The following is a 21228-nucleotide window of genomic DNA, read 5'->3' on the forward strand; positions in this document are numbered from 1 at the left end:
GTGATCGCCGCATCCGGATCACCGGTGCTTGAAGTCCGGCTTGCGCTTCTCCACGAACGCGGCCATGCCTTCCTTCTGATCCTCCGTGGCGAAGGTCGCCTGGAAGAGGCGGCGCTCCTGGCGCAGACCGTCGCGAAGCGGGGTCTCGAAGGCCTGGTTGACGGACTCCTTCACCAGCATGGTCGACGGCAGGGAGTGGCCGGCGATCTTCGCCGCGGTGCGCACGGCATCCTCGAGGAGCTGCTCGGCCGGGACGATGCGGGCCACCAGGCCGGCGCGCTCGGCCTCCTCGGCGTCCATGTTGCGGCCGGTCAGGCACATCTCCATGGCCTTGGCCTTGCCCACGGCGCGGGTCAGGCGCTGGGTGCCGCCGGCGCCGGGCATCGCGCCGATCTTTATCTCCGGCTGACCGAACTGGGCGTTGTCCGCTGCGATGATGAAGTCGCAGGCCATCGCCAGCTCGCAGCCGCCACCCAGTGCATAGCCGGCGACGGCGGCGATCAGCGGCTTGCGGAAGCGATCCGGCGCACTCCAGCCGTCGGTGCCGGGGAAGTCCCGGCGGAAGAGGTCGACGAAGTCGGAGCTCGCCATGTCCTTGATGTCCGCGCCGGCGGCGAAGGCCTTCTCGCTGCCGGTGAGGACCACCGCGCCGATGGCGTCGTCCGCGTCGAAGGCGGCGAGCGCCTGCCCGACCTCGTGCATGAGGGCATCGGAGAGGGCGTTCATGGCCTTGGGCCGGTCGAGGGTGACGATGCCGACGCGGCCGCGGGTCTCGGTGGTGATGTACTGGTAGCTCATGGGGCTGTCTTCGCCTCCTGTATTCAGGCTCTGGTGATCCGGGGTACGGGCGCGGTCTGCGCCGGCGGCGCCCCGGAGGGCGTGCCCGCGGTGACGTTCAGGACCCGCGCCGGCGCCGCTGGTACAGCGGCTCGACGTCGCCGACGTCCATGCGCGGACGGTCCGGCTCCATCTCCGCCTGCGGCGTGACCTCCACCATACTGCCCGCCGAGCGCAGGGTCAGGTTCTGGTAGGTCCGGGTGCCCTCGCGCTTCCACTCGACCTCGTCGTCGGTGAGCTCACGCAGGACCCTGGCGGGGACCCCGACGACCAGGCTGCGCGCCGGCAGCTCCACGTCGGCGCGCACGAACGCGGAGGCCGCGACGATGGTGGACTCGCCCACCACGGCGTTGTCCATGACCACGGCGTTCATCCCGACCATGGCGTTCTCGCGCACGCGACAGCCGTGGAGCACCGCACCGTGGCCGATATGCCCGTCCGGCTCGACGACGGTGTCGGTACCGGGGAAGCCGTGCATCACGCAGGTGTCCTGGAGGTTGCTGCCCTCCTCCAGGATCAGGCGGCCGAAGTCGCCACGCAGCGAGGCACACGGGCCGACGTAGACACCGGGACCGACGATGACGTCGCCGATGAGCACGGCGGAGGGATGGACGTAGGCGTCCGGGTGGACGACGGGGCGGATCCCGTCGATGGCGTAACAGGGCATGGGCTCTCCTCCTGGATCACTCGCCGCGGGGCACGCATCAGCCGGGGCGGGAGGATGGCCTGCCGGTCCCGGAGACGCCGTGACTGCCTCCCGGCAGGCGTGTCGGCGCCCCTCCCCGGCCACCGAAACGCCGCCACCGGTAAGCCACCCCGCCCCCGGTCGGGCGGTGCGGCGACGTTAGCTTACGCCGCGTGCCGCCGCGTCTCCACCACGCGGAAGCGGTTGGCCACGAACGCGCTGTCGCACAGGCAGGCATTCGCCGCCGGGTTGGCGCCGGTGGCGTGGTAGTCGCTGAAGGCCGCGGTCTGGTTGACGTAGACACCGCCGGTGAGGTTCACGGACAGCGACACGCCGGCGTCCAGCGCCGCCGCCTCCATGCGCTCCAGCACGACCTCGTCGCTGGCATACACGCCCCAGGTGATCGCCCCCTTGGACTTCGCGAGGCGGCGCGCCCGGTCGATGCTGTCATCGGTGCCGTCGGTCGCGATGACCATGGCGATCGGCCCGAAGAGCTCGCGGCCGTAGGTGTCCTCGTCGGCGCTGTCCACCTTGAGGATCAGCGGCGTGCGTACCCGCGCATTCTCGAACTCGGGGTGCTCGCGGGCCTCGGAGGCGAGCACCACCTCGCCGAGGCTGGTGGACTCCTCGATGCGGTCCGCCGTCACCGGTGCCTGGATGGCGCCGAGCACCGCGGTGGCCCGGTCGTTGTCCGAGAGGAACTTGCGCACGCCCTCCGCGATGGCGCTAGCCACCTCGTCGAAGGACAGGTGCCCCTGGTCGGTCTCGATACCGTCCCGCGGCACAAAGATGTCCTGCGGCGTGGTGCACATCTGCCCGGAGTACAACGACAGCGAGAACGCGAGGTTCTGCACCATGCCCTTGAGGTTGTCCGTGGAGTCGATGACGATCGAGTTCACGCCGGCCTTCTCGGTGTAGACCTGCGCGTGGTGGCAGTTGCGCTCCAGCCACTCGCCGAACTCGGAGCTGCCGGTGAAGTCGATCACGCCGATCTCCTCGCGCAGCGCCAGCTCCTTGGTCACCGGCGCCTCGCGGGTATCCACCACCATGGAGACGATCCACGGGTCGAAGCCCGCCTCGCGCAACACCTGCTGGCAGACCTCAACGGTGATCGCAAGCGGCAGCACCGTGTGCGGGTGCGGCTTGACGATCACCGGGTTGCCGGTGGCGAGGCTCGCGAACAGGCCCGGGTAACCGTTCCAGGTCGGGAATGTGGACACGCCGATCATCAGCGCGAGCCCGCGCGGGATGACGCGGAAGTGCTTGTCCATCTCCAGCGGGTCACGCTTGCCCTGGGGCTTGACCCAGCGCGCGTCGCTGGCAGTGCGGGTCTGGGCCTCGAGCGCGTACGCCACCGCCTCCAGACCGCGGTCCTGGGCGTGGGTGCCGCCGGCCTGGAAGGCCATCATGAAGGCCTGCCCGGTGGTATGCATCACCGCGTGGCCCATCTCGAAGCTGCGCCGGTTCAGACGCTCCAGGATCTCCGCGCACACGCCCGCACGCTGCTCCGGGCCGGCGTCGCGCCAGGCCTTGAGCGAGGACTGCATGGCGGGGATCAGGGTGTCAATGTCGACCCGGGGATAGCGGATACCGAGGTCGAAGCCGTAGGGGGAGTGCTCCTCGCCGATCTCGCCCTCGATCCCCGGCATCTCCAGCTCGAACGGCCGGTTCAGCCGCGCCTTGAACGCCGCCTCGCCCTCGGACGCGGCGTTCTCGCCGTAGATCTTGCCGCTCGGCATCTCCGGGTACGGGCTCCAGAACTCCCGCGTGCGCGTGACCTCGATCGCCTTGTCCAGCGTCTGCTGGTGCTTCGCGTAGAAATCCTGTGCCATCTCGCCTCCTGGGGTGCCGCCCGCCGATGATTCACCAACGGGCCTGGTCCATACTTCTCGTCGGCGCCGCGTGCCGGCTACGGCGCGGGGACGGGCGCGGACGATGCCTTAAGGTCGCCCGTATTTTGATACGTATTTGACCTCTGTCAATGAAATTCTTGTATCCTATTAAACCGTTGCTGTATTGTTCGGCGACCTGAACCGGCGCCCGGAAACCGCCGCAAGGCGCCTCATGGCGGGGATGCCGGCGGGAGCGAGGCACCCCGGAATGGGGCCGCGGGACGCGATACCGAATGCCGGCCGGAACCGATCCCGGCCGTGTTCCTCCGACCCGCCACGGCGCCGACAACCCGTTTGCAGGAGGAGGGGCAGACATGGCCGACTTCGAGGACATCGTCGTGGAACACGCGGCGGATCATGTCCTGCAGATCACCCTGAACCGACCCAAGGCGCGCAACGCCCTGCGCACCAACCTTCTCCGTGAGATCGCCGAGACGCTGGACGCCGCCGCGAGCGACGACGCCCTCCGCGCGGTGGTGCTCACCGGCGGCGAGAAGGTCTTCGCCGCGGGCGCTGACATCGGCGAGCTTGCCGCTCTGGACCTCAAGGGCGTCGTCGAGGACGCTCGCCCCGGCTACTGGCAGCGCATTGCCGAATTCCCCAAGCCGATCATCGCGGCGGTCAACGGCTACGCGCTGGGTGGCGGCTGCGAGCTCGCCATGCACGCGGACATCATTATAGCCGCCGACGACGCCCAGTTCGGCCAGCCCGAGATCAACCTCGGCATCCTCCCCGGCGCCGGCGGCACCCAGCGCCTGATCCGCGCGGTGGGCAAGCCGCTGGCGATGAAGATGGTACTCGCCGGCGAGTGGATCGACGCGCGCACCGCACTGACCAGCGGGCTGGTCGCCGAGCTCACCCCGCGTGAGGCCACCATCGAGCGCGCCCAGGCACTGGCCGCGACCATTGCCGCCAAACCGCCCATGGCGGTGCGCCAGGCGAAGGACGTGCTGCTCAAGGCCTTCGACACCGGCCTCGGCGCCGGCCTGCGCCTTGAGCGCCAGGCCTTCACCATCCTCGCCGCCACCGAAGATCGCCAGGAAGGTCTTAGCGCCTTCATGGAAAAGCGTAAGCCCGAGTTCAAGGGACGGTAGACCGCCATGAGCTACGAAACCATTGAGTACGCCGTCGAGGCCGGGGTCGCCACGCTGACCCTCAACCGGCCCAAGGCGCTGAACAGCTTCAATGCACAGATGCACGAAGAGGTCCGCGCGGCAATCAAGTCCGCCGAGCGTGACGAGAACGTGCGTTGCCTGCTGATCACCGGCAACGGTCGCGGCTTCTGCGCCGGCCAGGACCTCTCCGACCGCAACGTCGCCCCGCGCGGCGATGCCCCGGACCTCGGCGAGTCCATCGAGAAGAACTACAACCCGCTGATCCGCAAGCTCCGCGCCCTGGAGATGCCGGTGATCTGCGCGGTCAATGGCGTCGCCGCCGGCGCCGGCGCGAACGTCGCGCTCGCCTGCGACATCGTCCTCGCCGCGCGCTCGGCCAGCTTTATCCAGGCGTTCTGCCGGATCGGCCTGCTGCCGGACTCCGGCGGCACCTGGCACCTGCCCCGGCTGGTGGGCCACGCCCGCGCCATGGGCCTGGCGATGCTGGGCGACAAGCTCTCCGCCGAACAGGCGGAGGCATGGGGCATGATCTGGCGGGTGGTCGACGACGAGCAGCTCGCCGCGGAGGCGGACGCCCTCGCCCGCCACCTCGCCGGCCAGCCCACCAAGGGCCTGTCGCTGATCAAGCGCGCGATCAACGCCTCCTGGCACAACGACCTGGACCAGCAGCTCGACCTCGAGCGCGACCTCCAGCGCGCCGCCGGGCGCACCGACGACTACCGCGAGGGCGTGGCCGCCTTCATGGACAAGCGCGACCCGCAGTTCCAGGGGAAATGAGCATGAGCGCACTGAGTACCGAGACCACCATCGGCATCATCGGCGCCGGCACCATGGGTGCGGGCATCGCCCAGGTGGCCGCCACCGCCGGCCACCCCGTGCTGCTGTTCGACGCCGTCGAGGGCGCCGCCGCGAAGGGCATCGAGCGCACCCGCTCGGGCATGCAACGGCTCGTCGAGCGCGGGCGGATGAGCGCCGAGCAGGTGGACACCATCTGCGCGCGGATCACGCCGGTGGATACCACTGCCGGGCTCGCGCCGGCGGGCCTGGTGATCGAGGCCATCGTCGAGGACATCAACGTCAAGCAGCGGGTGTTCGGCGAGATCGAGGACATCTGCGGCGAGGACGTCATCCTCGCCACCAACACCTCCTCGATCTCGGTCACCGCCATCGGCGCCGGGCTGACGCGCCCCGAGCGCCTGGTGGGCATGCACTTCTTCAACCCGGCGCCGATCCTCAAGCTCGTCGAGGTCGTCAGCGGCATCGCCACCGAGCGTGCGGTGGCGGCGACGGTGCACGCCACCGCCGCCGCCTGGGGCAAGCACCCCGTGCACGCGCGCTCCACCCCCGGGTTCATCGTCAACCGCGTCGCGCGGCCCTTCTACGGCGAGGCGCTGCGGGTGCTCGAGGAAGGCGGCGCGGATGTCGCCACCATCGACGCCGCGCTCAAGGGCTCGGGCGGCTTCCGGATGGGGCCGTTCGAGCTCATGGACCTGATCGGACAGGACGTGAACTTCGCGGTCACCAACTCGGTGTTCAACGGCTACTACCAGGATCCGCGTTTCCTGCCGTCGCTGCTGCAGCGCGAGTACGTCGAGGGCGGGCTGCTCGGGCGCAAGGCCGGGCGCGGCTTCTACGACTACCGCGAGGGCGCGGACAACCCGGCCCCGGCCGCCGCGCCGGCCGCCCCGCGCCCGGAGCGCGTGGTCGTCGAGGGCGACCTGGGTGTGGCCGAGCCGCTGGTCGAGGCGATCGAGGCGGCGGGCATCGCCGTCGAGCGCCGGGACGGCGAGGACGGCTACCTCCACGTCGGCCCCACCGCCCTCGCCCTCACCGATGGCCGCCTCGCCACGGAGCGGGCGTTCGAGGAGGACCTCGACGAGCTGGTGGTCTTCGACCTGGCGCTGGACTTCGCCAACGCCGCCCGTGCGGTGATCGCCGCCGCGGACCAGACCCCGGCCGCCGGTGTCGAACGCGCCGCGGGACTGTTCCAGGCCCTCGATCGGGAGGTCTCGGTGATCGACGACGTGCCGGGGCTCATCGTGATGCGCACCGTGTGCATGCTCGCCAACGAGGGCGCGGACGCGGTGAACCAGGGCGTGTGCGACGCCGCGGGCTGCGACACTGCCATGCAGGGGGGCGTGAACTACCCGCGCGGGCCGCTGGCCTGGGCACAGGCCATCGGTCTGCCCGAGGTCTGCCAGGTACTGGACAGCCTCGCGGTAGTCTACGGCCTGGATCGCTACCGTGTCTCGCCGCTGCTGTGGCGAAAGGTCTATGCAGGAGCCGGATTCCATGAGTGATGAAGCGACCATCGAGACCGTCTCGGCGCAGGAGATGGCCGAACGCTGCGCCCGGGCGATGTGGGACGACGACACCGCCTCGCGCGGCCTGGGGATGACGCTGGAGGCCGTTGCCCCCGGCTACTCCCGCCTGTCCATGACCGTGCGCGACGACATGGCCAACGGCCACGACAACTGCCATGGCGGGTTCATCTTCACGCTGGCGGACTCGGCGTTCGCCTTCGCGTGCAATTACAACAACCTCGTCACCGTAGCCCAGGGCGCGTCCATCGACTACCTGGCGCCGGCAACGCGCGGCGACCGGCTCACCGCCATCGGCGAGGAGCGCAGCCGGGGCGGGCGCACGGGTGTCTATGACGTACGGGTGGAGAACCAGGACGGCCGCGTAGTCGCGCTGTTCCGCGGCAAGTCGTATCAGACGAGGGGCCGGATCGTGCCCGGGTTGGAGGTGAAGGAATGAGTGAAGCGTATATCTGCGACGGCGTGCGCACGCCCTTCGGCCGCTACGGCGGCGCACTGGCGGCGGTACGCGCGGACGACCTGGCCACGGTGCCCCTGCGGGCGCTGATGGCCCGCAACCCGAAGGTCGACTGGGGCACGGTGGAGGACGTGATCCTCGGCTGCGCCAACCAGGCCGGCGAGGACAACCGCAACGTCGCGCGCATGGCCGCCCTGCTGGCCGGCCTGCCCGAGAACGTTCCCGGCACCACCATGAACCGCCTGTGCGGCTCCAGCCTGGACGCGGTCGGCACCGCCGCCCGCGCCGTGCGTGCCGGGGAGACGGAGCTGATGCTCGCCGGCGGCGTGGAGAGCATGTCCCGGGCACCGTTCGTCATGGGCAAGGCCGAAAAGGCCTTCTCGCGACAGGCCGACATCTACGACACCACCATCGGCTGGCGCTTCGTCAACCGGCTGATGGCCGAGCAGTTCGGCACCCATTCCATGCCGGAGACCGCGGAGAACGTCGCCGAGGACTACGGCGTCGCCCGCGATGACCAGGACGCGTTCGCCCTGCGCAGCCAGCAACGCACCCGCGCCGCGATGGAATCGGGACGGCTCGCCGAGGAGATCACCCCGGTGACCATCCCCCAGCGCAAGGGCGACCCGGTGGTCGTGGACACCGACGAGCATCCGCGACCGGAGACCACCGCGGAGGCACTCGCCAATCTGCCCACACCATTCCGACGCGAGGGCGGCAGCGTCACCGCCGGCAATGCCTCCGGCGTCAACGACGGCGCCGGTGCGCTGATCGTGGCCTCCGAGGGGGCGGTTAAGCGCCACGGCCTCACCCCGCGGGCGCGGGTGCTGGGCATGGCCGCCGCCGGCGTGGCCCCGAGGGTGATGGGCATCGGCCCCGCCCCGGCGAGCCGCAAGCTGCTGGAGCGCCTCGGACTCGGCATCGAGGATATGGACGTGGTCGAGCTCAACGAGGCCTTCGCCGCCCAGTCGCTGGCGGTGCTGCGCATGCTCGGTGTCGCCGACGACGCCGGACATGTGAACCCGAACGGCGGCGCGATCTCCCTGGGCCATCCGCTCGGCGCGAGCGGCGTGCGCCTGGCGCTGGCGGCGGTCAACGAGCTGCACCGCCGCGGCGGGCGCTACGCCCTGTGCACCATGTGCATCGGCGTCGGCCAGGGTATCGCCATGGTGATTGAGCGGGTCTGAGGCCCGCACCGGCCGCCGGGGAACGGCGGCCGGGCAACGCGACCAAGAATACCGGCAAGCATCCCTACCCCGGGGAAGGAGAGTCCCAGATGAAGAGCCCCAACGTCCCGCTGCGAACGCTGCTCGAGCCCGTCGAGACCTGCACCCTCGACGAGCTGCGCCACGTCCAGCTCGAGCGCCTGCGCTGGTCGCTCAACCACGCCTACAAGAACGTCCCGTTCTACCGCGAGAGCTTCGACCGGGCCGGGGTGCATCCCAATGAGCTCAACAGCCTCGCCGACCTCGCGAAATTCCCCTTCACCTACAAGAACGACCTGCGGGACAACTACCCCTACGGCATGTTCGCCGTGCCCATGAGCGACGTGGTCCGCATCCACGCCTCCAGCGGCACGACCGGCCGTCCCACCGTGGTGGGCTACACCAAGAACGACATCGACACCTGGGCGGACGCCGTGGCCCGCTCCATCCGCGCCGCAGGCGGGAGTGCCAACGACATCGTCCACGTGGCCTACGGCTACGGCCTTTTCACCGGCGGGCTGGGCGCGCACTACGGTGCCGAGCGCCTCGGTGCGACGGTGATCCCGATGTCCGGCGGGCAGACCGAGAAGCAGGTGCAGCTGATCACCGACTTCAAGCCGTCGATCATCATGGTCACGCCCTCCTACATGCTCAACATCGCCGACGAGTTCGAGCGCCAGGGCATGGACCCGCGCCAGACCTCGCTGCGTGTCGGCATCTTCGGCGCCGAGCCCTGGACCGACGCCATGCGCCAAGAGATCGAGGAGCGTTTCGACATCGACGCGGTGGATATCTACGGCCTCTCCGAGGTCATGGGTCCGGGTGTGGCCCAGGAGTGCGTGGACACCAAGGACGGCCCCACCATCTGGGAGGACCTCTTCTACCCGGAGATCATCGATCCGGAGACCGGCGAGGTGCTGCCCGACGGCGAGGAAGGCGAGCTGGTGTTCACCAGCCTCACCAAGGAGGCGCTGCCGATCATCCGCTACCGCACCCGCGACCTCACCCGCCTGCTGCCGGGCACCGCCCGCACCATGCGGCGGATGGGCCGCATCACGGGGCGCTCGGATGATATGCTAATCATTCGCGGTGTTAATGTTTTCCCCAGCCAGATCGAGGAGCGGATCTGCAACCAGGGGCAGCTGGCGCCGCACTACCAGATCGAGGTCTGGCGCGACGGGCACCTGGACAAGATGGCTGTCTACGTCGAGCCCCGGCAGGATCTCGGCGAGGTCGGCGACGAGGAGAAGGTCGCGCTGGCCAAGGACCTGCAGCATCACATCAAGTCCTACATCGGCATCAGCACCGAGGTCCGCGTGCTGAACGCCGGCGAGGTGGAGCGCTCCCAGGGCAAGGCCAAGCGGGTCATCGACAAGCGGCCCAAGTAGCGCCGCCCCCGCTCGCCACCCGCCAACGGCCCGACGCAGTCGGGCCGTTTTGTGTGCAGCGATACTACCCTTCCAGGGCGTATACGTCCTGAAAGGTTAGTCACAACGACGGGCCGGAGGAGGAACGCATTGCTGGAACCCAAGTCCAGGACGACCACCCTGCTGCTCGCGGCGCTGGTCGCCATCGGCCCGCTCGCCACGGATCTCTACCTCCCCGCCCTGCCGGCCATCAGCCGGGCGCTCGAGGCGAGCAGCGACGAGGTCCAGCTCACGCTGAGCGTGTACATGCTCGGCTTCGCCCTGTCCCAGCTCATCTACGGCCCGCTCGCTGACCGTTTCGGCCGCAAACCGGTGATCGTCGGGGGGCTGGCGCTGTTCGTGCTGGCCACCATCGGCTGCGCGCTGGCCCCGACCATCGAGACGATGATCGCCCTGCGCTTCCTCCAGGCCCTCGGCGGGTGCGTCGGCCCGGTGCTCGGGCGCGCGGCGGTTCGCGACATCCACGGTCACCGCGAGGCGGCCCGGGTGCTCTCGCACCTGGCGACGGCGATGGCCCTGGCACCCGCCGCCGCCCCCGTGCTCGGCGGCTACCTGCTCGTGGCGGCCGGCTGGCCCTCGCTGTTCGTGGTACTCGCGGTCTACGCCGCCGTCGTGACCGCGACCGTGGCCCTGGCGCTGCCGGAGCCCCTGCCCGCCGCCTACCGCCAGCCCATCCGTCCCGGGGTCATCGCCGCCAACTACCGCACCCTCGTCCGCTCGCGGGTGTTCGTGGGCTATTCCCTGGCGGTGGGCTTCGTCTTCGGGGGTCTGTTCGCCTTCCTCTCCGGCTCGTCGTTCGTGCTGATCGAGTTCCTCGGCGTGGCGGAGGAGCACTACGGGCTGTATTTCACCCTGGTGGTACTCGGCTACATGGGCGGCAGCATCATCGGCGGGCGGCTGAGCCGGCGCTGGGGGATCGAGCGACTGATGCTCGCCGGCAGCCTGCTCTCCGCCGCCGCGGGCTCGGCCATGGCGGGCCTGTCGGCGGCCAGCGTCTATACGGTGGCGGCCGTGATCGTGCCGCACATGCTGTTCATGACCGGCGTGGGCATCGTCATGCCCCAGGCCATGGCCGGCGCCATCGGCCCGTTCCCGCAGATGGCCGGCTCCGCCTCCGCGCTGCTCGGGTTCATACAGATGGCCATCGCCGCCGGCGCCGGTGCGCTCGTGGGCCAGTTCCACGACGGCACCTCCCACTCCATGGCCTTCATCATCGCCGCCATGGGGCTGGCGACGCTGGCAAGCTTCCTGCTCATCGCCCGCCCGGCGGAACGCGCCCCGGCGCGGGAGACGGCAACGCCATCATAGGGGCGGTCCCGGGCGTTCAGCCGCCCATGTACAGGCTCATGAGCTGGGCGTCGTCGCGGATCTGCTCCGGCGAGCCGCCGAACTGGCGGCGGCCGCCGGCGAGGACATAGATATGGTCCGCCACGGGAAGCGCCTCGCGGATGTTCTGCTCGACCATGAGCACGCCGACACCGCGGTCGCGCAGGGTGCGCACCCGCTCGATGGTGTCGTGGACCATCGCCGGCGACAGCCCCGCCGAGGGCTCGTCGAGGAGCACGAAGCGGGGCTCGGGCACCAGCGCCCGGGCGATGGCCACCATCATCTGCTCGCCGCCGGACAGCGAGCCGGCGGCGACATGGCGGCGCCGGCCGAGGTTCTCGAACTCACCGATCAGGGCCTCGACACGCGAGTCGACCCAGTGACGGTCGGCGATGGAGTAGCCGCCCATGCGCAGGTTCTCCTCCACGCTCAGACGCGGAAAGACGCCGCCGCCCTGGGGCATGAGCACGACGCCCTCGCGCACGATCTCGTGCACGCGCCGCCCGCTCAGGGTGCGATCGGCGAGGCGGATCTCGCCGGACCATACCGGCAGCGCGCCGGCGATGGCCTTGATCACGGTGGACTTGCCGCTGCCGTTGGGCCCGAAGATGCAGGTGATCCGGCCCGGGCGTGCGGCCAGGGAGACGCCGTGGACGATTTCCTGCTTGCCGTAGCCGGTGACCAGATCCTCGACTTCCAGCGATTCGCTCATTCGCTCCGTCCCAGGTACGCGCGCCGGACCTCGGCGTTGCCGGCGATCTCCTCGAAGCTGCCCTCCGCGACGACCTGGCCGAAGTCCATGACGATGATACGGTCGCAGACCTCGCGGACAAGCTCCATGTCGTGCTCGATGAGCAGGAAGGTGGCGCCATCCAACTGCATGGCGCGCACCGCGTTGAGGATGATGGCGCGGATGTTCGGGTGCACCCCGGCGGTGACCTCGTCGAGGAGCACCACCCGCGGCGAGCGCATGTACACGCGGGCGAACTCCACCAGCTTCTGCTGCCCGCCGGAGAGCTCGGAGGCGAGGTTCCCCGCCACGTGGTCGATCTCCAGAAGCGCGAGCGCCTGCCGCGCGCGTTCCGGGGCGCCCCGCCAGTCCCCCTCGCAGCTCGCCGCCAGGAGGTTGTCGTGGACACTCATGTTGCCGAACAGCGAGGGGATCTGGAACGTCCGCCCGAGCCCGGCGCGGGCCACCCGCCACGCCGGCCAGCCGGTGACGGCCTGCCCGCCGAGCCGCACCGTTCCGCCGTCCGGCGTCAGCGCGCCGGCGATGAGGTTGAACAGCGTGGACTTGCCGCTGCCGTTGGGCCCGATCAGGCCGAGCACCTCGGCGCGGTCGACGTCGAAGGTCACGCCGTCGACCGCGACGATGCCGGCGAAACGGCGCCTCAGCCCCGCGACCGCCAGCGCCGGGGGCTCGTCCGTGTGCGTACGTGTATCCGTCACCGTGCTCATAGCTTGCGCACCATGCCCGTGAGCAGGCGGTGACCGCGCCGGCGCAGCTGTCCGAGCCCCGGCAGCAGACTCACCAGCCCGTTGGGGAGGAAAAGCACCACCGCGACGATGATCACGCCGAGGATGGGCAGGTAGATCGCCGTGTCACCCAGCGCGGACCAGACCATGCGGTTGGTGAGCCACAGCAGGCTTGCCCCGAGCGCGGGGCCCCAGACGGTACCGAGCCCCCCGAGCAGCACCATCACCACCATCTGGTCGGTGATCTCGCCGCCCATCACCGACATCGGGTCGATGAAGGTCACCCAGTAGGCGTAGATCCCGCCGAACACCGCGGCGATACCTGCCGACAGCGCGAAGGCCTGAACCTTCACCAGGGTGGTGCGGATACCCAGCGCCTCCGCCGCCGGCTCGTGATCGCGCAGCGCCCGCAACCGGAAGCCGAAACGCGAGCGCTCCACCAGCACCCAGACCGCCAGGTAGGCGATCACCGCTGCGGCGAGCATGAGGTAGTAGAAGAAGTGCTCGTTGAGATACGGCGGCACCGACAGCCCCCCCGGCCCGCCGGTGACATCGAGGACGTTGACGAGCTGGAGCAGCATCTCCGCGAACGCCCAGGTCGCAATGGCGAAGTAGGAGCCGCGCAGGCGCATGGTCGGCGCGCCGATCACCGCCGCAACGCCGGCGGCCACCACCAGCCCCACCGGTAGCGTCGCGAAGAACGGCCAGTCCATCCCCCGCTGCATGAGCAGTGCCGTGGCATAGGCGCCGATACCGAAGAACGCGGAGTGGCCGAAGCTGATGTAGCCGGCGTAGCCGCCGACGATATTCCAGGCGCAGGCGAGCCCGGCCCACATGCACACCCCGGTGGCGATCCGCAGCGAGTAGGCGTCCAGTCCCAGCGGCAGGGCAGCGAGCACCGCGACGACGATCACCCCGGCCAGCCATCGTGTCAGCCCCATTCGCCCCCCTTCACAGCCCGCGCCTGAGGATGCCCTGCGGCGATATCAGCAGCACCGCGTAGAGCGCACCGAAGATCACCAGGTGGGAGTAGCTGATGCCGACGTAGATCGCGACCAGCGACTCCACCACACCGAGGAACAGCCCCGCCACCAGCACCCCGCCCACCGAGCCGAGGCCGGCGAGCACGGCGACGAAGAAGGCGAACAGCGTGTAGCGCACGCCCACGTCCGGATTGACGGAGTAGATGGTCGCAAGCAGCACACCCACCCCGGCGGTCAGCCCGGTGTAGACCGCGTACACCTGGGCCGAGAGCCTCGGCACGTCGACCCCCATGAGCCCGGCGTTCTCCCGGCTCTGCGCCACCGCGCGCACGGCCAGCCCGAAGCGGGTCCGGTAGAGGAACAGGAACACCGCCAGGCTCAGGGCCGCGGCAGCGGCGAAGGCCACCACCCGCAGCACCGGCAGGGCCACCGGCCCGAGCTGGATCGCCGGGCCGGCGATGGCGGTGTCCACGTTGCGGCTGTTGAACGACCACAGCCACAGTGCCCCACCGCGCATGAAGATGAAGATACCGAAGGTGAGCGCCAGGGCCATGAGGTCGGGGCGTGCGTAGCGGCTGGTGCGCACGTGGTAGATGAGCGGGCCCAGCGCCCGGCCCACCAGCGCGAACACCACGGCCACCAGCGGCAGGCTGATGAACGGGTCCAGGCCCAGCAGGGTCAGCGCCCAGTAGCCGGCGTAGCCGCCGAGCATGACCCAGCCGCCCACGGCAAAGTCGATGACGTGGAGCACCCCGAAGGTGAGCTGGAAGCCGATGGTCAGGCACGCCAGGATCCCGCCGATCAGCACGCCGTTGGCCAGCGCCTGCAGGAACAGATCCACCCGATTGCCTCCCGCTGTCGCCGTCAGGAATGCCGCCCGTCGTTCTCAGGACCAGGCCGGCAGCGGGTAGACGATATCACCCTCGGCCGCGTCGGCGGGGGCGACCGGCACCACCTTGCCGTCGGTGATCTGCACCACGACCGGCACCGGACGGGTATTGTTGTGGAAGTGATCGCCCTTGGTCTCGAATGCCACCGGTCCGTAGAAGGTCTCGATGTCCGTGGCCTCGATGGCCTTGGCCAGGGCCTCGCGGTCGCTGCGGTTCCACGGCGGCGCCTTACCCATGCGCGCGGCGGCGTCCTGGAGGACCAGACCGCTGGCCGAGCAGGCCGCCTCGGTGTAGTCCGGGTGGCTGCCCCAGCGGGCGTAGGAGAGCTTGTCGTAGTCCGCCGCACTGCCGAACAGATCGTCGCTGTAGGGCACGCCGGGTGTCCACAGCGAGATGCCCATGACGCCGTTGGCGTCCGCACCCAGCTGGTCGGCGAACGCCGGCGCGGTGATGCCGTAGTGCATGACCATCGCCTTGGGCCGGTAACCCAGCGACTTCGCCGCCTTCACGAAGTTGATCAGCACCTCCTCGTGACCGCCGACGGCAACGATATCCGGGTTCTGCGACTTGAGCTTGGTCACCACCGGGGTGACGTCCGCCTTGGCCGGGAAGAGCTCGAAACCGGTGAGCTCGAGCTCCGCGGGCTCGGCGCCATCGCGGAAGCCCTTGGCGGTGTCGTCGGAGAACGGCTCGTTGACGCCGACCACACCGACGCTCTCCGGCCGCGGCGAGACCGAATCCGCGATCACCCCGAGGGACTTGCCCGATGAGAGGTCCACGGCGGGAATCATGCCGAAGTTGAACGGCGGCTTGTCCACCCAGACCTTGGGCGACTCGGCGGAGCCGGAGATCATCGGCACGCGGTACTTGTTGCAGATGGGCTGCACCGCCAGCGTCACCCCGGACGTGTAGGGCCCGAAGATGACGTCCACCTCCTCCTGGACGATCAGCCGCTCGGCGGCGGAGGCACCGGAGGCCGGGTTGGACTGTGCGTCACCGTAGGACATCTCGACCTTGTATCGGGTCCCGCCGATATCGATACCGCCGAGCTTGTTGATCTCCTCGGCCCACAGGTCGTAGCCGCGCCGGGTGAGGTTGCCGCCGAAGCGGTTGGCACCGGACAGCGACGTCACCACCCCGCAGCGGATGGTCGGTGTCTGGGCGCGGGCCCCACGGCCCACGGCGCCGACGGATAGCGCACCGACGCCGAGCGCCGAGGTCTTGAGGAAATCGCGGCGGGAAAGCTTGCTGGCCATGATGACGCCTCCTACCCGTGCGCGGGTCTTGTTCGTTCTGAGGAAAACGTTGCCGCCCCTTTCAAGATAGGCCGGATTCGCGCACTGACAAGCCGCAGCAGGACCCGGCAAGGGATTCAGGACCTGCGGAATGGCACCGTGCGCGGCATGTCAGGCAGGCGCTTCACGCCTCCCCGATCTAAGTGAGCGGGTCACCGGGGTTTCACCGCGACACCTACCGCAGAGCCCGGTTGCCCCTACCAAGCGACAACCGTGGTGGTATCGCTGGCAATACCGGGCGGCAGGCCGGGTACCGGGTGCCTGACGGGCGGACGTGTCGCACGCCTGGGGCGTCCGGCCGGCACGAACGGCCGATCCCGGCCACTCCCTTGGGTCGGCGGTTCCCCGCGACCGCAAGGCCCCGGACGACGCCGGCCCGGCGGTTCACGCCTCCCCGGGCGGCATGAGCGGGGCGCGGGCAGTCGTTCTAATCGGCGGAGGGCTCGGCCACGAAGCCGAAACGCGCCGGGACCTCGGTGCGGCGCACCCCGGCCAGCGGCGCCGGGGCGGAGGCGTCCAGGACCACACACAGCCCGCTCTCCCCGCCCGCCGCCGCGGCCTCGATCCCGGCGTCCACGGCATCGGCGTCCGCGGCCGCGCCGTCGGCGCGACACAGCCGTGACGCGAGCCACTCCGCCGCGTCGCCCAACAGCAGTCCGACACCACGGTCGAAGGCGAGCAGGGTGTCCCCGGCCTCGTCGATGAAGGCAGCGCTCACACCGTTCACGGGATCGCCGGTATGGGTCGCGAGTCCGCCACGGCCGTCGGCATGAAGAATCCAGGGGGTGTAATCGAGGCTTACGTAGACACGCTGCGGGCCGTTCTGGAAATAGTAACGGCCCTTATCGTCGGCAAGGTAGTTACGGGCGATGAACTCGGCGAGCGCCTCGCGCTCCACCAGCCCGCCGTCGATCCACCAGCGCCCGCGCCGGTCCAGGCGCAGCCACCCCGCGAGGGCCGGGACATCCGGCCAGCGGGCCATCGCGCGGCGTACGGAATCATCCATCACGCCGCCCCCGCAATCACTCCGTGACGCCGCGACGGGCGATACGCATCGCCTCGTCGAGTACGTCGGCGTCGCCGATGTGATTGCTCAGCAGCAGGATCAGCCGGGCGTTGGCCAGCCGGCTCTGCTCCTCGTCGAGGTCCCGGTGCATTTCCACCAGGGCTTCATAGACGTCGTCGCCGCGCTCCAGGCGCGGGTCGACCCGCAGGTACTGCGTCGACATCGCTCTCCTCCTCGTGCGGCCCCGTCGACGGGGCCGCGCCGTTCAACCGTTCAGGCCGCGAGCGCGCAGGCCCGGTCTATCGCCTGGTTTATCAGCGCGGCGTCCACCTCGCGCCAGCGTGCGACCACGTGCTGATCCGGGCGAATGAGGTATACCGTGCCCGGACGGGCGTCGTAGCGCTGCGCGGCCAGGCCCTGCGGGTCCTCCACGATCACCGCGTCCGCCGGCGTGCCGGCGACCGGCCCGTCGGCCACCACGAGCACGCGAAGGTCCCGCTCGTGGGCGCGGACGCGCTCGACGGCGTCCACCACCCCGGCCGGGCAGCCCTGCCGCGTGTCGGCGAAGACCATCAACGTGAACACGTCGCCCAGGCACGCCAGCAGCCAGTCCTCATTGCCGTCGACGCGCACCGGTGCGTCAAGACACGGGGCCCCCGGCACCATCCGGCCTTCGAAGTCGGCGGAGTCCGGCGTGTTCAGCGGCGAGTCGGCGTGCACCGCCGGCAACGACAGACGGCCGCTGTTGACCAGCTTGCGGGCGAACGGAAACTCCTCGGCCAGCATCAGCGTGGCGTCACGGAAGGCCCGGCTCACCGGGCTCTTCGGGGTGATGAAGTCCGTGCTGCGCGTGGAGTTGAGGATGTTCTCGTCCGCCGCGGCCACCCGTTCGCTGTCATAGCTGTCCAGCAGGGCGTCGCCGCCGCGGCCGGCAAGCACCCGCTCGATCTTCCAGACCAGGTTGTCCACGTCCTGCACGCCGCTGTTCGCGCCGCGGGCACCGAATGGCGAGACCTGATGAGCCGCGTCGCCGGCGAAAAACACCCGGGCGGAGGTGCGGAAGTGCTCCATGCGCCGACACTGGAAGGTGTAGATGCTGACCCAGTCCAGATCGAAGTCCACGCCCTCGCCGAGCATGGCACGGATCCGCGGGATCACCCGCTCGGGCTGGCGCTCGACATCGGGGTCCGCCTCCCAGCCGAGCTGGAAGTCGATGCGGAAGACGTTGTCCGCCTGGCGGTGAAGCAGCACCGACTGCCCCGGGTGGAACGGCGGATCGAACCAGAACCAGCGTTCCGTGGGGAAGTCGGCATCCATGACCACGTCGGCGATGAGGAAACGGTCCTGGAAGACCTGCCCCTTCGACTGCAGCCCGAGGAGCTTGCGCAGCGGGCTGCGCGCCCCGTCGGCGACGACGAGGTAGTCCGCGACCAGCTCGTAACGCCCCTCCGGCGTCTGCACACCGAGCACTACCCCGTCATCGCGCTCGGCGAGCTCGACGACCTCGTTGCACCAGCGCAGGTCGGCGTCCGCCAGCGCATCGAGGCGCTCGATGAGGTACTCCTCGACATAGTACTGCTGGAGGTTGATGAACGCCGGCCGGCGGTGCCCCTCCTCGGGCAGCAGATCGAAGTGATAGACCTCGTGGTCGCCGAAGAACACCCGCCCGTGCTTCCAGGTGATGCCCTTCTCGACCATCCGCTGCCCGCCGCCGATGCGGTCGAACACCTCCAGCGTGCGCTTGGCGAAGCAGATCGCCCGGGAGCCGTCACTGACGCCGTTCTCGGCGTCCAGCAGCACCACCGGGATGCCGCGCCTCGCCAGGTCGATGGCCGCCGACAGGCCCACCGGGCCGGCGCCGACCACCACCACCGGGTGACGGACCGGCTGCCCGGCGTCCTGGTCGGGGGAGCGCCGGTAGTCGAAGACCGGGCACTGATGTGACTTCGGCATGACCGCTCTCCCTCAGCCCTCGAGGGCCTCCCACATCTCGCGATCGCGCTCGGCGGTCCAGATGCGCGGATCCGGATAGTCGCCAGCCTCGTCGTAGGCACGGCTGACGTCGAAGGGCATGCAGTGACGGAAGATCACCCAGTGGCCGTACTTCGGCTCGAGCTCGGCGATCATGGTCTCGTAGGTGGCCTTGAGGTCCTTGCCCTCGGCACGGCAGCGCTTGACCCCGCCGTAGAGATCGCTGATGAACGACTGCGTGCCCTCGAGTCCGTTCTGGCATTCCTCCGGGGTCTTGAGCGCCTCACCGCGGCCCGGCACCAGTGCACTCGGCTCCAGGTTGCGCAGGCGGCTGAGGGTGTCCGGCCAGTCGCGGTGGTAGGCGTCGCCGGTATACGGGGTGGCGCCGTACTCGACCAGGTCGCCGCTGAACAGCACCTTCTCGTCGGGCAGCCACACGACGGTGTCGCCCTTGGTGTGACCGCGGCCGAGCTGCATGATCTCGACCCGGCGCTCACCCATCCACAGGGTCATGTGGCCCTCGAAGACCATGGTCGGCCAGGTCAGGCCCGGGATGCTGTCCGCGCCCTGGAACAGCCGCGGGAAGCGCCCGAGCTCGGAGGCGTAGTCCTGCTCGCCACGCTCGACGAGCAGGTCGTAGGTGTCGCGGCTCGCGATGATCTGCTCCGCGCCATAGGCCGAGGCCCCCAGGGTGCGCACCGCGTGATAGTGGGTCAGCAGCACGTAGCGGATGGGCTTGTCGGTGACCTGACGGACCCGCTTGATCACCTCCTCGGCCATCATCGGGGTCGCCTGGGCATCGATCACCATGACGCCGTCATCGCCAACGATGATGCCAGTGTTCGGATCGCCTTCCGCCGTGTATGCATACGCACCGGGCGCGAGCTCGGAGAAGGTGATCTCCTTGGGGGTCATATCGCCTGCGGAAGCGAATTGCTTGGCCATGACAGCATCTCCAGATTCGTGTTGCGGAAAGGGGGCCGCGCCGCACGGACGGCGACGCGGCGATGGCCGTGGACGCCGGCGGCGTCCACGGCGGCGCGGTTACTCGGCGAGTTCCCACTCGCCGTCGCGGATCTCGAGCATCCGGAAGGCGGAGAGATCGAGGCCGAGGTGATCGTCCGGCCCCATGTTGAACTCGCCACCGGTGCCCATCAGGCCGCTGGTCTGCTCGATCGCGTCGCGCACAGCGGCCTTGTCCGTGGTGCCGGCCCGCTTGATCGCCTGCGTGGCGATCATCAGGCCATCGTAGGCGTGGCCGCCGAAGGTCGAGACCGACTCGTTGTAGGTCGACTCGTACTCCTTCTTGTAGGCAGTGACCACCGGCTTCTGCGGATCGTCGTCCGGAAGCTTCTCGGCGACGAGCAGCGCCGCGGCGGGCAGGCGCACACCATTGGCGGCCTCACCGGCGAGCTCGATGAACTTCTTCGAGGCCACGCCGTGGGACTGGTAGAACGGCAGTTTCAGGCCGAGCTGCTCGTAGTTACGCGTGACGATCGCGGGGCCCTGACCGAAGCCGAAGTTCAGGATCGCATCCACGCCGTCGGTGTTGGCGATGTTGGTCAGCTGCGCGGTCATGTCCGTGTCGTTGGGACCGTAGGTCTCGTCGGCCACGATCTCGATGTCGTAGTCGCCGACGACACTCAGGGTCTGCTTGCGGCCGGACTTGCCGAAGCCCCCGGTCCCCGAGATCAGCCCGATCTTATCGAAGCCGCGGGCCTGCATGTCCTTGAGGATCTTGCGCGCCGCCATGCGGTCGGTATGCGGGGTCTTGAACACCCACTTCTTGACCGGATCGATGATCGGCACACCGCCGGCCAGGGAGATGAACGGGATCTCGTAGCGCTGCACCAGCGGGATCACGGCCATGGTGGTGCCGGTGGTGGTACCGCCGACGATGACATCGACCTGATCGGAGGTGATCAGGCGCTTGGCGAAGGTCCGCGCCTTGCCGGCGTTACCGGCGGTGTCGTAGTGGACCAGCTCGATCTGGCGGCCGTCGACGCCGCCCTGGTTGTTGATCTTCTCGACCCAGTGCTGGAGCGTCTTGAGCTCCGGATCACCGAGGAACGACGCCGGGCCGGTGACGGCCAGGAACGTGCCCACGCGGATCGGGTCCTGCTGGGCGCTGGCGTTGGACATCCCCGCGACCGCGACGCCGGTGACGGCGGCCGCCAGGCCGATCTTCTTCAGCAATGCATGCAACATGCTCTCTCCTCCTGCTTCCGCGCTAGGCGCGACGGTGGCGGACCGGTGTCCCGGTACCCGCCGGCTTCCAGCCTGGCTGGCGCGGTATTGCTGTATGGCCAACCAAACTATTTTCGCTCAAAACTAAAGTCAAG

At 69.5% G+C, this 21228-nt stretch carries 20 protein-coding genes; 7 read left to right on the top strand and 13 right to left on the bottom strand.

Annotated features, from left to right (window positions below; translation table 11 throughout):
• Positions 1–18 precede the first annotated feature (18 nt).
• The 3 genes from C516_RS0109910 to paaN all read right to left on the bottom strand — a co-directional run bounded on the left by C516_RS0109910 (position 19) and on the right by paaN (position 3354).
• Entirely contained in the window at positions 19–798 is a 780-nt protein-coding gene (locus C516_RS0109910; protein WP_018718227.1) for an enoyl-CoA hydratase, read from the bottom strand.
• Positions 799–895: 97 nt separating this feature from the next.
• Positions 896–1504, bottom strand: coding sequence for a phenylacetic acid degradation protein PaaY (gene paaY, locus C516_RS0109915; RefSeq protein WP_018718228.1), 609 nt, complete (start codon positions 1502–1504; stop codon positions 896–898).
• A gap of 182 nt (positions 1505–1686) precedes the next feature.
• Positions 1687–3354 (bottom strand): phenylacetic acid degradation protein PaaN, encoded by a 1668-nt coding sequence (gene paaN / locus C516_RS0109920; protein ID WP_018718229.1) that lies wholly within the window; start codon positions 3352–3354, stop codon positions 1687–1689.
• A 374-nt stretch (positions 3355–3728) separates the two neighbouring features.
• On the opposite strand from paaN, the gene paaF reads away from it, so the two are divergent.
• The 7 genes from paaF (at position 3729) to C516_RS0109955 (ending at position 11247) form a co-directional block, all read left to right on the top strand.
• Positions 3729–4508: a 2,3-dehydroadipyl-CoA hydratase PaaF gene (gene paaF / locus C516_RS0109925; RefSeq protein WP_018718230.1), complete on the top strand. Its 780-nt coding sequence runs from the start codon at positions 3729–3731 to the stop codon at positions 4506–4508.
• A 6-nt stretch (positions 4509–4514) separates the two neighbouring features.
• The gene (paaG, locus tag C516_RS20515; RefSeq protein WP_018718231.1) at positions 4515–5306 is read left to right on the top strand and encodes a 2-(1,2-epoxy-1,2-dihydrophenyl)acetyl-CoA isomerase PaaG; all 792 of its coding nucleotides are present in this window, start codon (positions 4515–4517) and stop codon (positions 5304–5306) included.
• A gap of 2 nt (positions 5307–5308) precedes the next feature.
• The gene (gene paaH / locus C516_RS0109935) at positions 5309–6829 is read left to right on the top strand and encodes a 3-hydroxyacyl-CoA dehydrogenase PaaH (RefSeq protein ID WP_018718232.1); all 1521 of its coding nucleotides are present in this window, start codon (positions 5309–5311) and stop codon (positions 6827–6829) included.
• Positions 6822–7289, top strand: coding sequence for a hydroxyphenylacetyl-CoA thioesterase PaaI (paaI, locus tag C516_RS0109940; RefSeq protein ID WP_018718233.1), 468 nt, complete (start codon positions 6822–6824; stop codon positions 7287–7289). Before paaH ends, paaI begins: the two co-directional genes overlap by 8 nt.
• Positions 7286–8494 carry a 3-oxoadipyl-CoA thiolase gene (gene pcaF, locus C516_RS0109945; RefSeq protein WP_018718234.1) on the top strand — a complete coding sequence of 403 codons (1209 nt, stop codon included), beginning with the start codon at positions 7286–7288 and terminating at the stop codon, positions 8492–8494. The genes paaI and pcaF overlap by 4 nt, the downstream gene beginning before the upstream one ends.
• An 89-nt stretch (positions 8495–8583) precedes the next feature.
• Positions 8584–9900, top strand: a complete 1317-nt coding sequence (gene paaK, locus C516_RS0109950) for a phenylacetate--CoA ligase PaaK (protein WP_018718235.1) — start codon at positions 8584–8586, stop codon at positions 9898–9900.
• A 129-nt stretch (positions 9901–10029) separates the two neighbouring features.
• Positions 10030–11247 carry a multidrug effflux MFS transporter gene (locus C516_RS0109955; protein WP_018718236.1) on the top strand — a complete coding sequence of 406 codons (1218 nt, stop codon included), beginning with the start codon at positions 10030–10032 and terminating at the stop codon, positions 11245–11247.
• A gap of 16 nt (positions 11248–11263) precedes the next feature.
• On the opposite strand, the gene C516_RS0109960 is transcribed toward C516_RS0109955, so the two are convergent.
• The 10 genes from C516_RS0109960 to C516_RS0110005 all read right to left on the bottom strand — a co-directional run bounded on the left by C516_RS0109960 (position 11264) and on the right by C516_RS0110005 (position 21094).
• On the bottom strand, positions 11264–11977 hold the full coding sequence (locus tag C516_RS0109960) for an ABC transporter ATP-binding protein (RefSeq protein ID WP_018718237.1): 714 nt from the start codon (positions 11975–11977) through the stop codon (positions 11264–11266).
• Entirely contained in the window at positions 11974–12723 is a 750-nt protein-coding gene (locus tag C516_RS0109965) for an ABC transporter ATP-binding protein (protein ID WP_018718238.1), read from the bottom strand. The genes C516_RS0109960 and C516_RS0109965 overlap by 4 nt, the downstream gene beginning before the upstream one ends.
• A complete protein-coding gene (locus C516_RS0109970) occupies positions 12720–13682 on the bottom strand; it encodes a branched-chain amino acid ABC transporter permease (RefSeq protein WP_018718239.1) in 963 nt (320 codons plus the stop codon). The genes C516_RS0109965 and C516_RS0109970 overlap by 4 nt, the downstream gene beginning before the upstream one ends.
• A gap of 10 nt (positions 13683–13692) precedes the next feature.
• Positions 13693–14565: a branched-chain amino acid ABC transporter permease gene (locus tag C516_RS0109975; RefSeq protein ID WP_018718240.1), complete on the bottom strand. Its 873-nt coding sequence runs from the start codon at positions 14563–14565 to the stop codon at positions 13693–13695.
• A gap of 45 nt (positions 14566–14610) precedes the next feature.
• A complete protein-coding gene (locus tag C516_RS0109980) occupies positions 14611–15870 on the bottom strand; it encodes an amino acid ABC transporter substrate-binding protein (protein ID WP_018718241.1) in 1260 nt (419 codons plus the stop codon).
• 466 nt (positions 15871–16336) lie between these two features.
• Complete coding sequence (locus C516_RS0109985) at positions 16337–16915, bottom strand: DUF2946 family protein (RefSeq protein WP_018718242.1); 579 nt, start codon at positions 16913–16915, stop codon at positions 16337–16339.
• Between the two features lie 16 nt (positions 16916–16931).
• Entirely contained in the window at positions 16932–17138 is a 207-nt protein-coding gene (locus C516_RS0109990) for a DUF2783 domain-containing protein (RefSeq protein WP_018718243.1), read from the bottom strand.
• Positions 17139–17188: 50 nt separating this feature from the next.
• Positions 17189–18868: an FAD-dependent oxidoreductase gene (locus C516_RS0109995; protein ID WP_018718244.1), complete on the bottom strand. Its 1680-nt coding sequence runs from the start codon at positions 18866–18868 to the stop codon at positions 17189–17191.
• Positions 18869–18880: 12 nt separating this feature from the next.
• Positions 18881–19831: an MBL fold metallo-hydrolase gene (locus C516_RS0110000; protein WP_018718245.1), complete on the bottom strand. Its 951-nt coding sequence runs from the start codon at positions 19829–19831 to the stop codon at positions 18881–18883.
• Between the two features lie 99 nt (positions 19832–19930).
• Complete coding sequence (locus C516_RS0110005) at positions 19931–21094, bottom strand: ABC transporter substrate-binding protein (RefSeq protein ID WP_018718246.1); 1164 nt, start codon at positions 21092–21094, stop codon at positions 19931–19933.
• Positions 21095–21228 lie beyond the last annotated feature (134 nt).

The organism is Arhodomonas aquaeolei DSM 8974 (genome assembly GCF_000374645.1).
Taxonomy (GTDB): Bacteria; Pseudomonadota; Gammaproteobacteria; order Nitrococcales; family Nitrococcaceae; genus Arhodomonas; species Arhodomonas aquaeolei.

Bases quoted from the DNA above. Each gene is read 5' to 3' on its own strand.
- C516_RS0109910 (WP_018718227.1), bottom strand. From the start codon at position 798: ATGAGCTACCAGTACATCACCACCGAGACCCGCGGCCGCGTCGGCATC.
- paaY (WP_018718228.1), bottom strand. From the start codon at position 1,504: ATGCCCTGTTACGCCATCGACGGGATCCGCCCCGTCGTCCACCCGGAC.
- paaN (WP_018718229.1), bottom strand. From the start codon at position 3,354: ATGGCACAGGATTTCTACGCGAAGCACCAGCAGACGCTGGACAAGGCG.
- paaF (WP_018718230.1), top strand. From the start codon at position 3,729: ATGGCCGACTTCGAGGACATCGTCGTGGAACACGCGGCGGATCATGTC.
- paaG (WP_018718231.1), top strand. From the start codon at position 4,515: ATGAGCTACGAAACCATTGAGTACGCCGTCGAGGCCGGGGTCGCCACG.
- paaH (WP_018718232.1), top strand. From the start codon at position 5,309: ATGAGCGCACTGAGTACCGAGACCACCATCGGCATCATCGGCGCCGGC.
- paaI (WP_018718233.1), top strand. From the start codon at position 6,822: ATGAGTGATGAAGCGACCATCGAGACCGTCTCGGCGCAGGAGATGGCC.
- pcaF (WP_018718234.1), top strand. From the start codon at position 7,286: ATGAGTGAAGCGTATATCTGCGACGGCGTGCGCACGCCCTTCGGCCGC.
- paaK (WP_018718235.1), top strand. From the start codon at position 8,584: ATGAAGAGCCCCAACGTCCCGCTGCGAACGCTGCTCGAGCCCGTCGAG.
- C516_RS0109960 (WP_018718237.1), bottom strand. From the start codon at position 11,977: ATGAGCGAATCGCTGGAAGTCGAGGATCTGGTCACCGGCTACGGCAAG.
- C516_RS0109965 (WP_018718238.1), bottom strand. From the start codon at position 12,723: ATGAGCACGGTGACGGATACACGTACGCACACGGACGAGCCCCCGGCG.
- C516_RS0109970 (WP_018718239.1), bottom strand. From the start codon at position 13,682: ATGGGGCTGACACGATGGCTGGCCGGGGTGATCGTCGTCGCGGTGCTC.
- C516_RS0109980 (WP_018718241.1), bottom strand. From the start codon at position 15,870: ATGGCCAGCAAGCTTTCCCGCCGCGATTTCCTCAAGACCTCGGCGCTC.
- C516_RS0109985 (WP_018718242.1), bottom strand. From the start codon at position 16,915: ATGGATGATTCCGTACGCCGCGCGATGGCCCGCTGGCCGGATGTCCCG.
- C516_RS0109990 (WP_018718243.1), bottom strand. From the start codon at position 17,138: ATGTCGACGCAGTACCTGCGGGTCGACCCGCGCCTGGAGCGCGGCGAC.
- C516_RS0109995 (WP_018718244.1), bottom strand. From the start codon at position 18,868: ATGCCGAAGTCACATCAGTGCCCGGTCTTCGACTACCGGCGCTCCCCC.
- C516_RS0110000 (WP_018718245.1), bottom strand. From the start codon at position 19,831: ATGGCCAAGCAATTCGCTTCCGCAGGCGATATGACCCCCAAGGAGATC.
- C516_RS0110005 (WP_018718246.1), bottom strand. From the start codon at position 21,094: ATGTTGCATGCATTGCTGAAGAAGATCGGCCTGGCGGCCGCCGTCACC.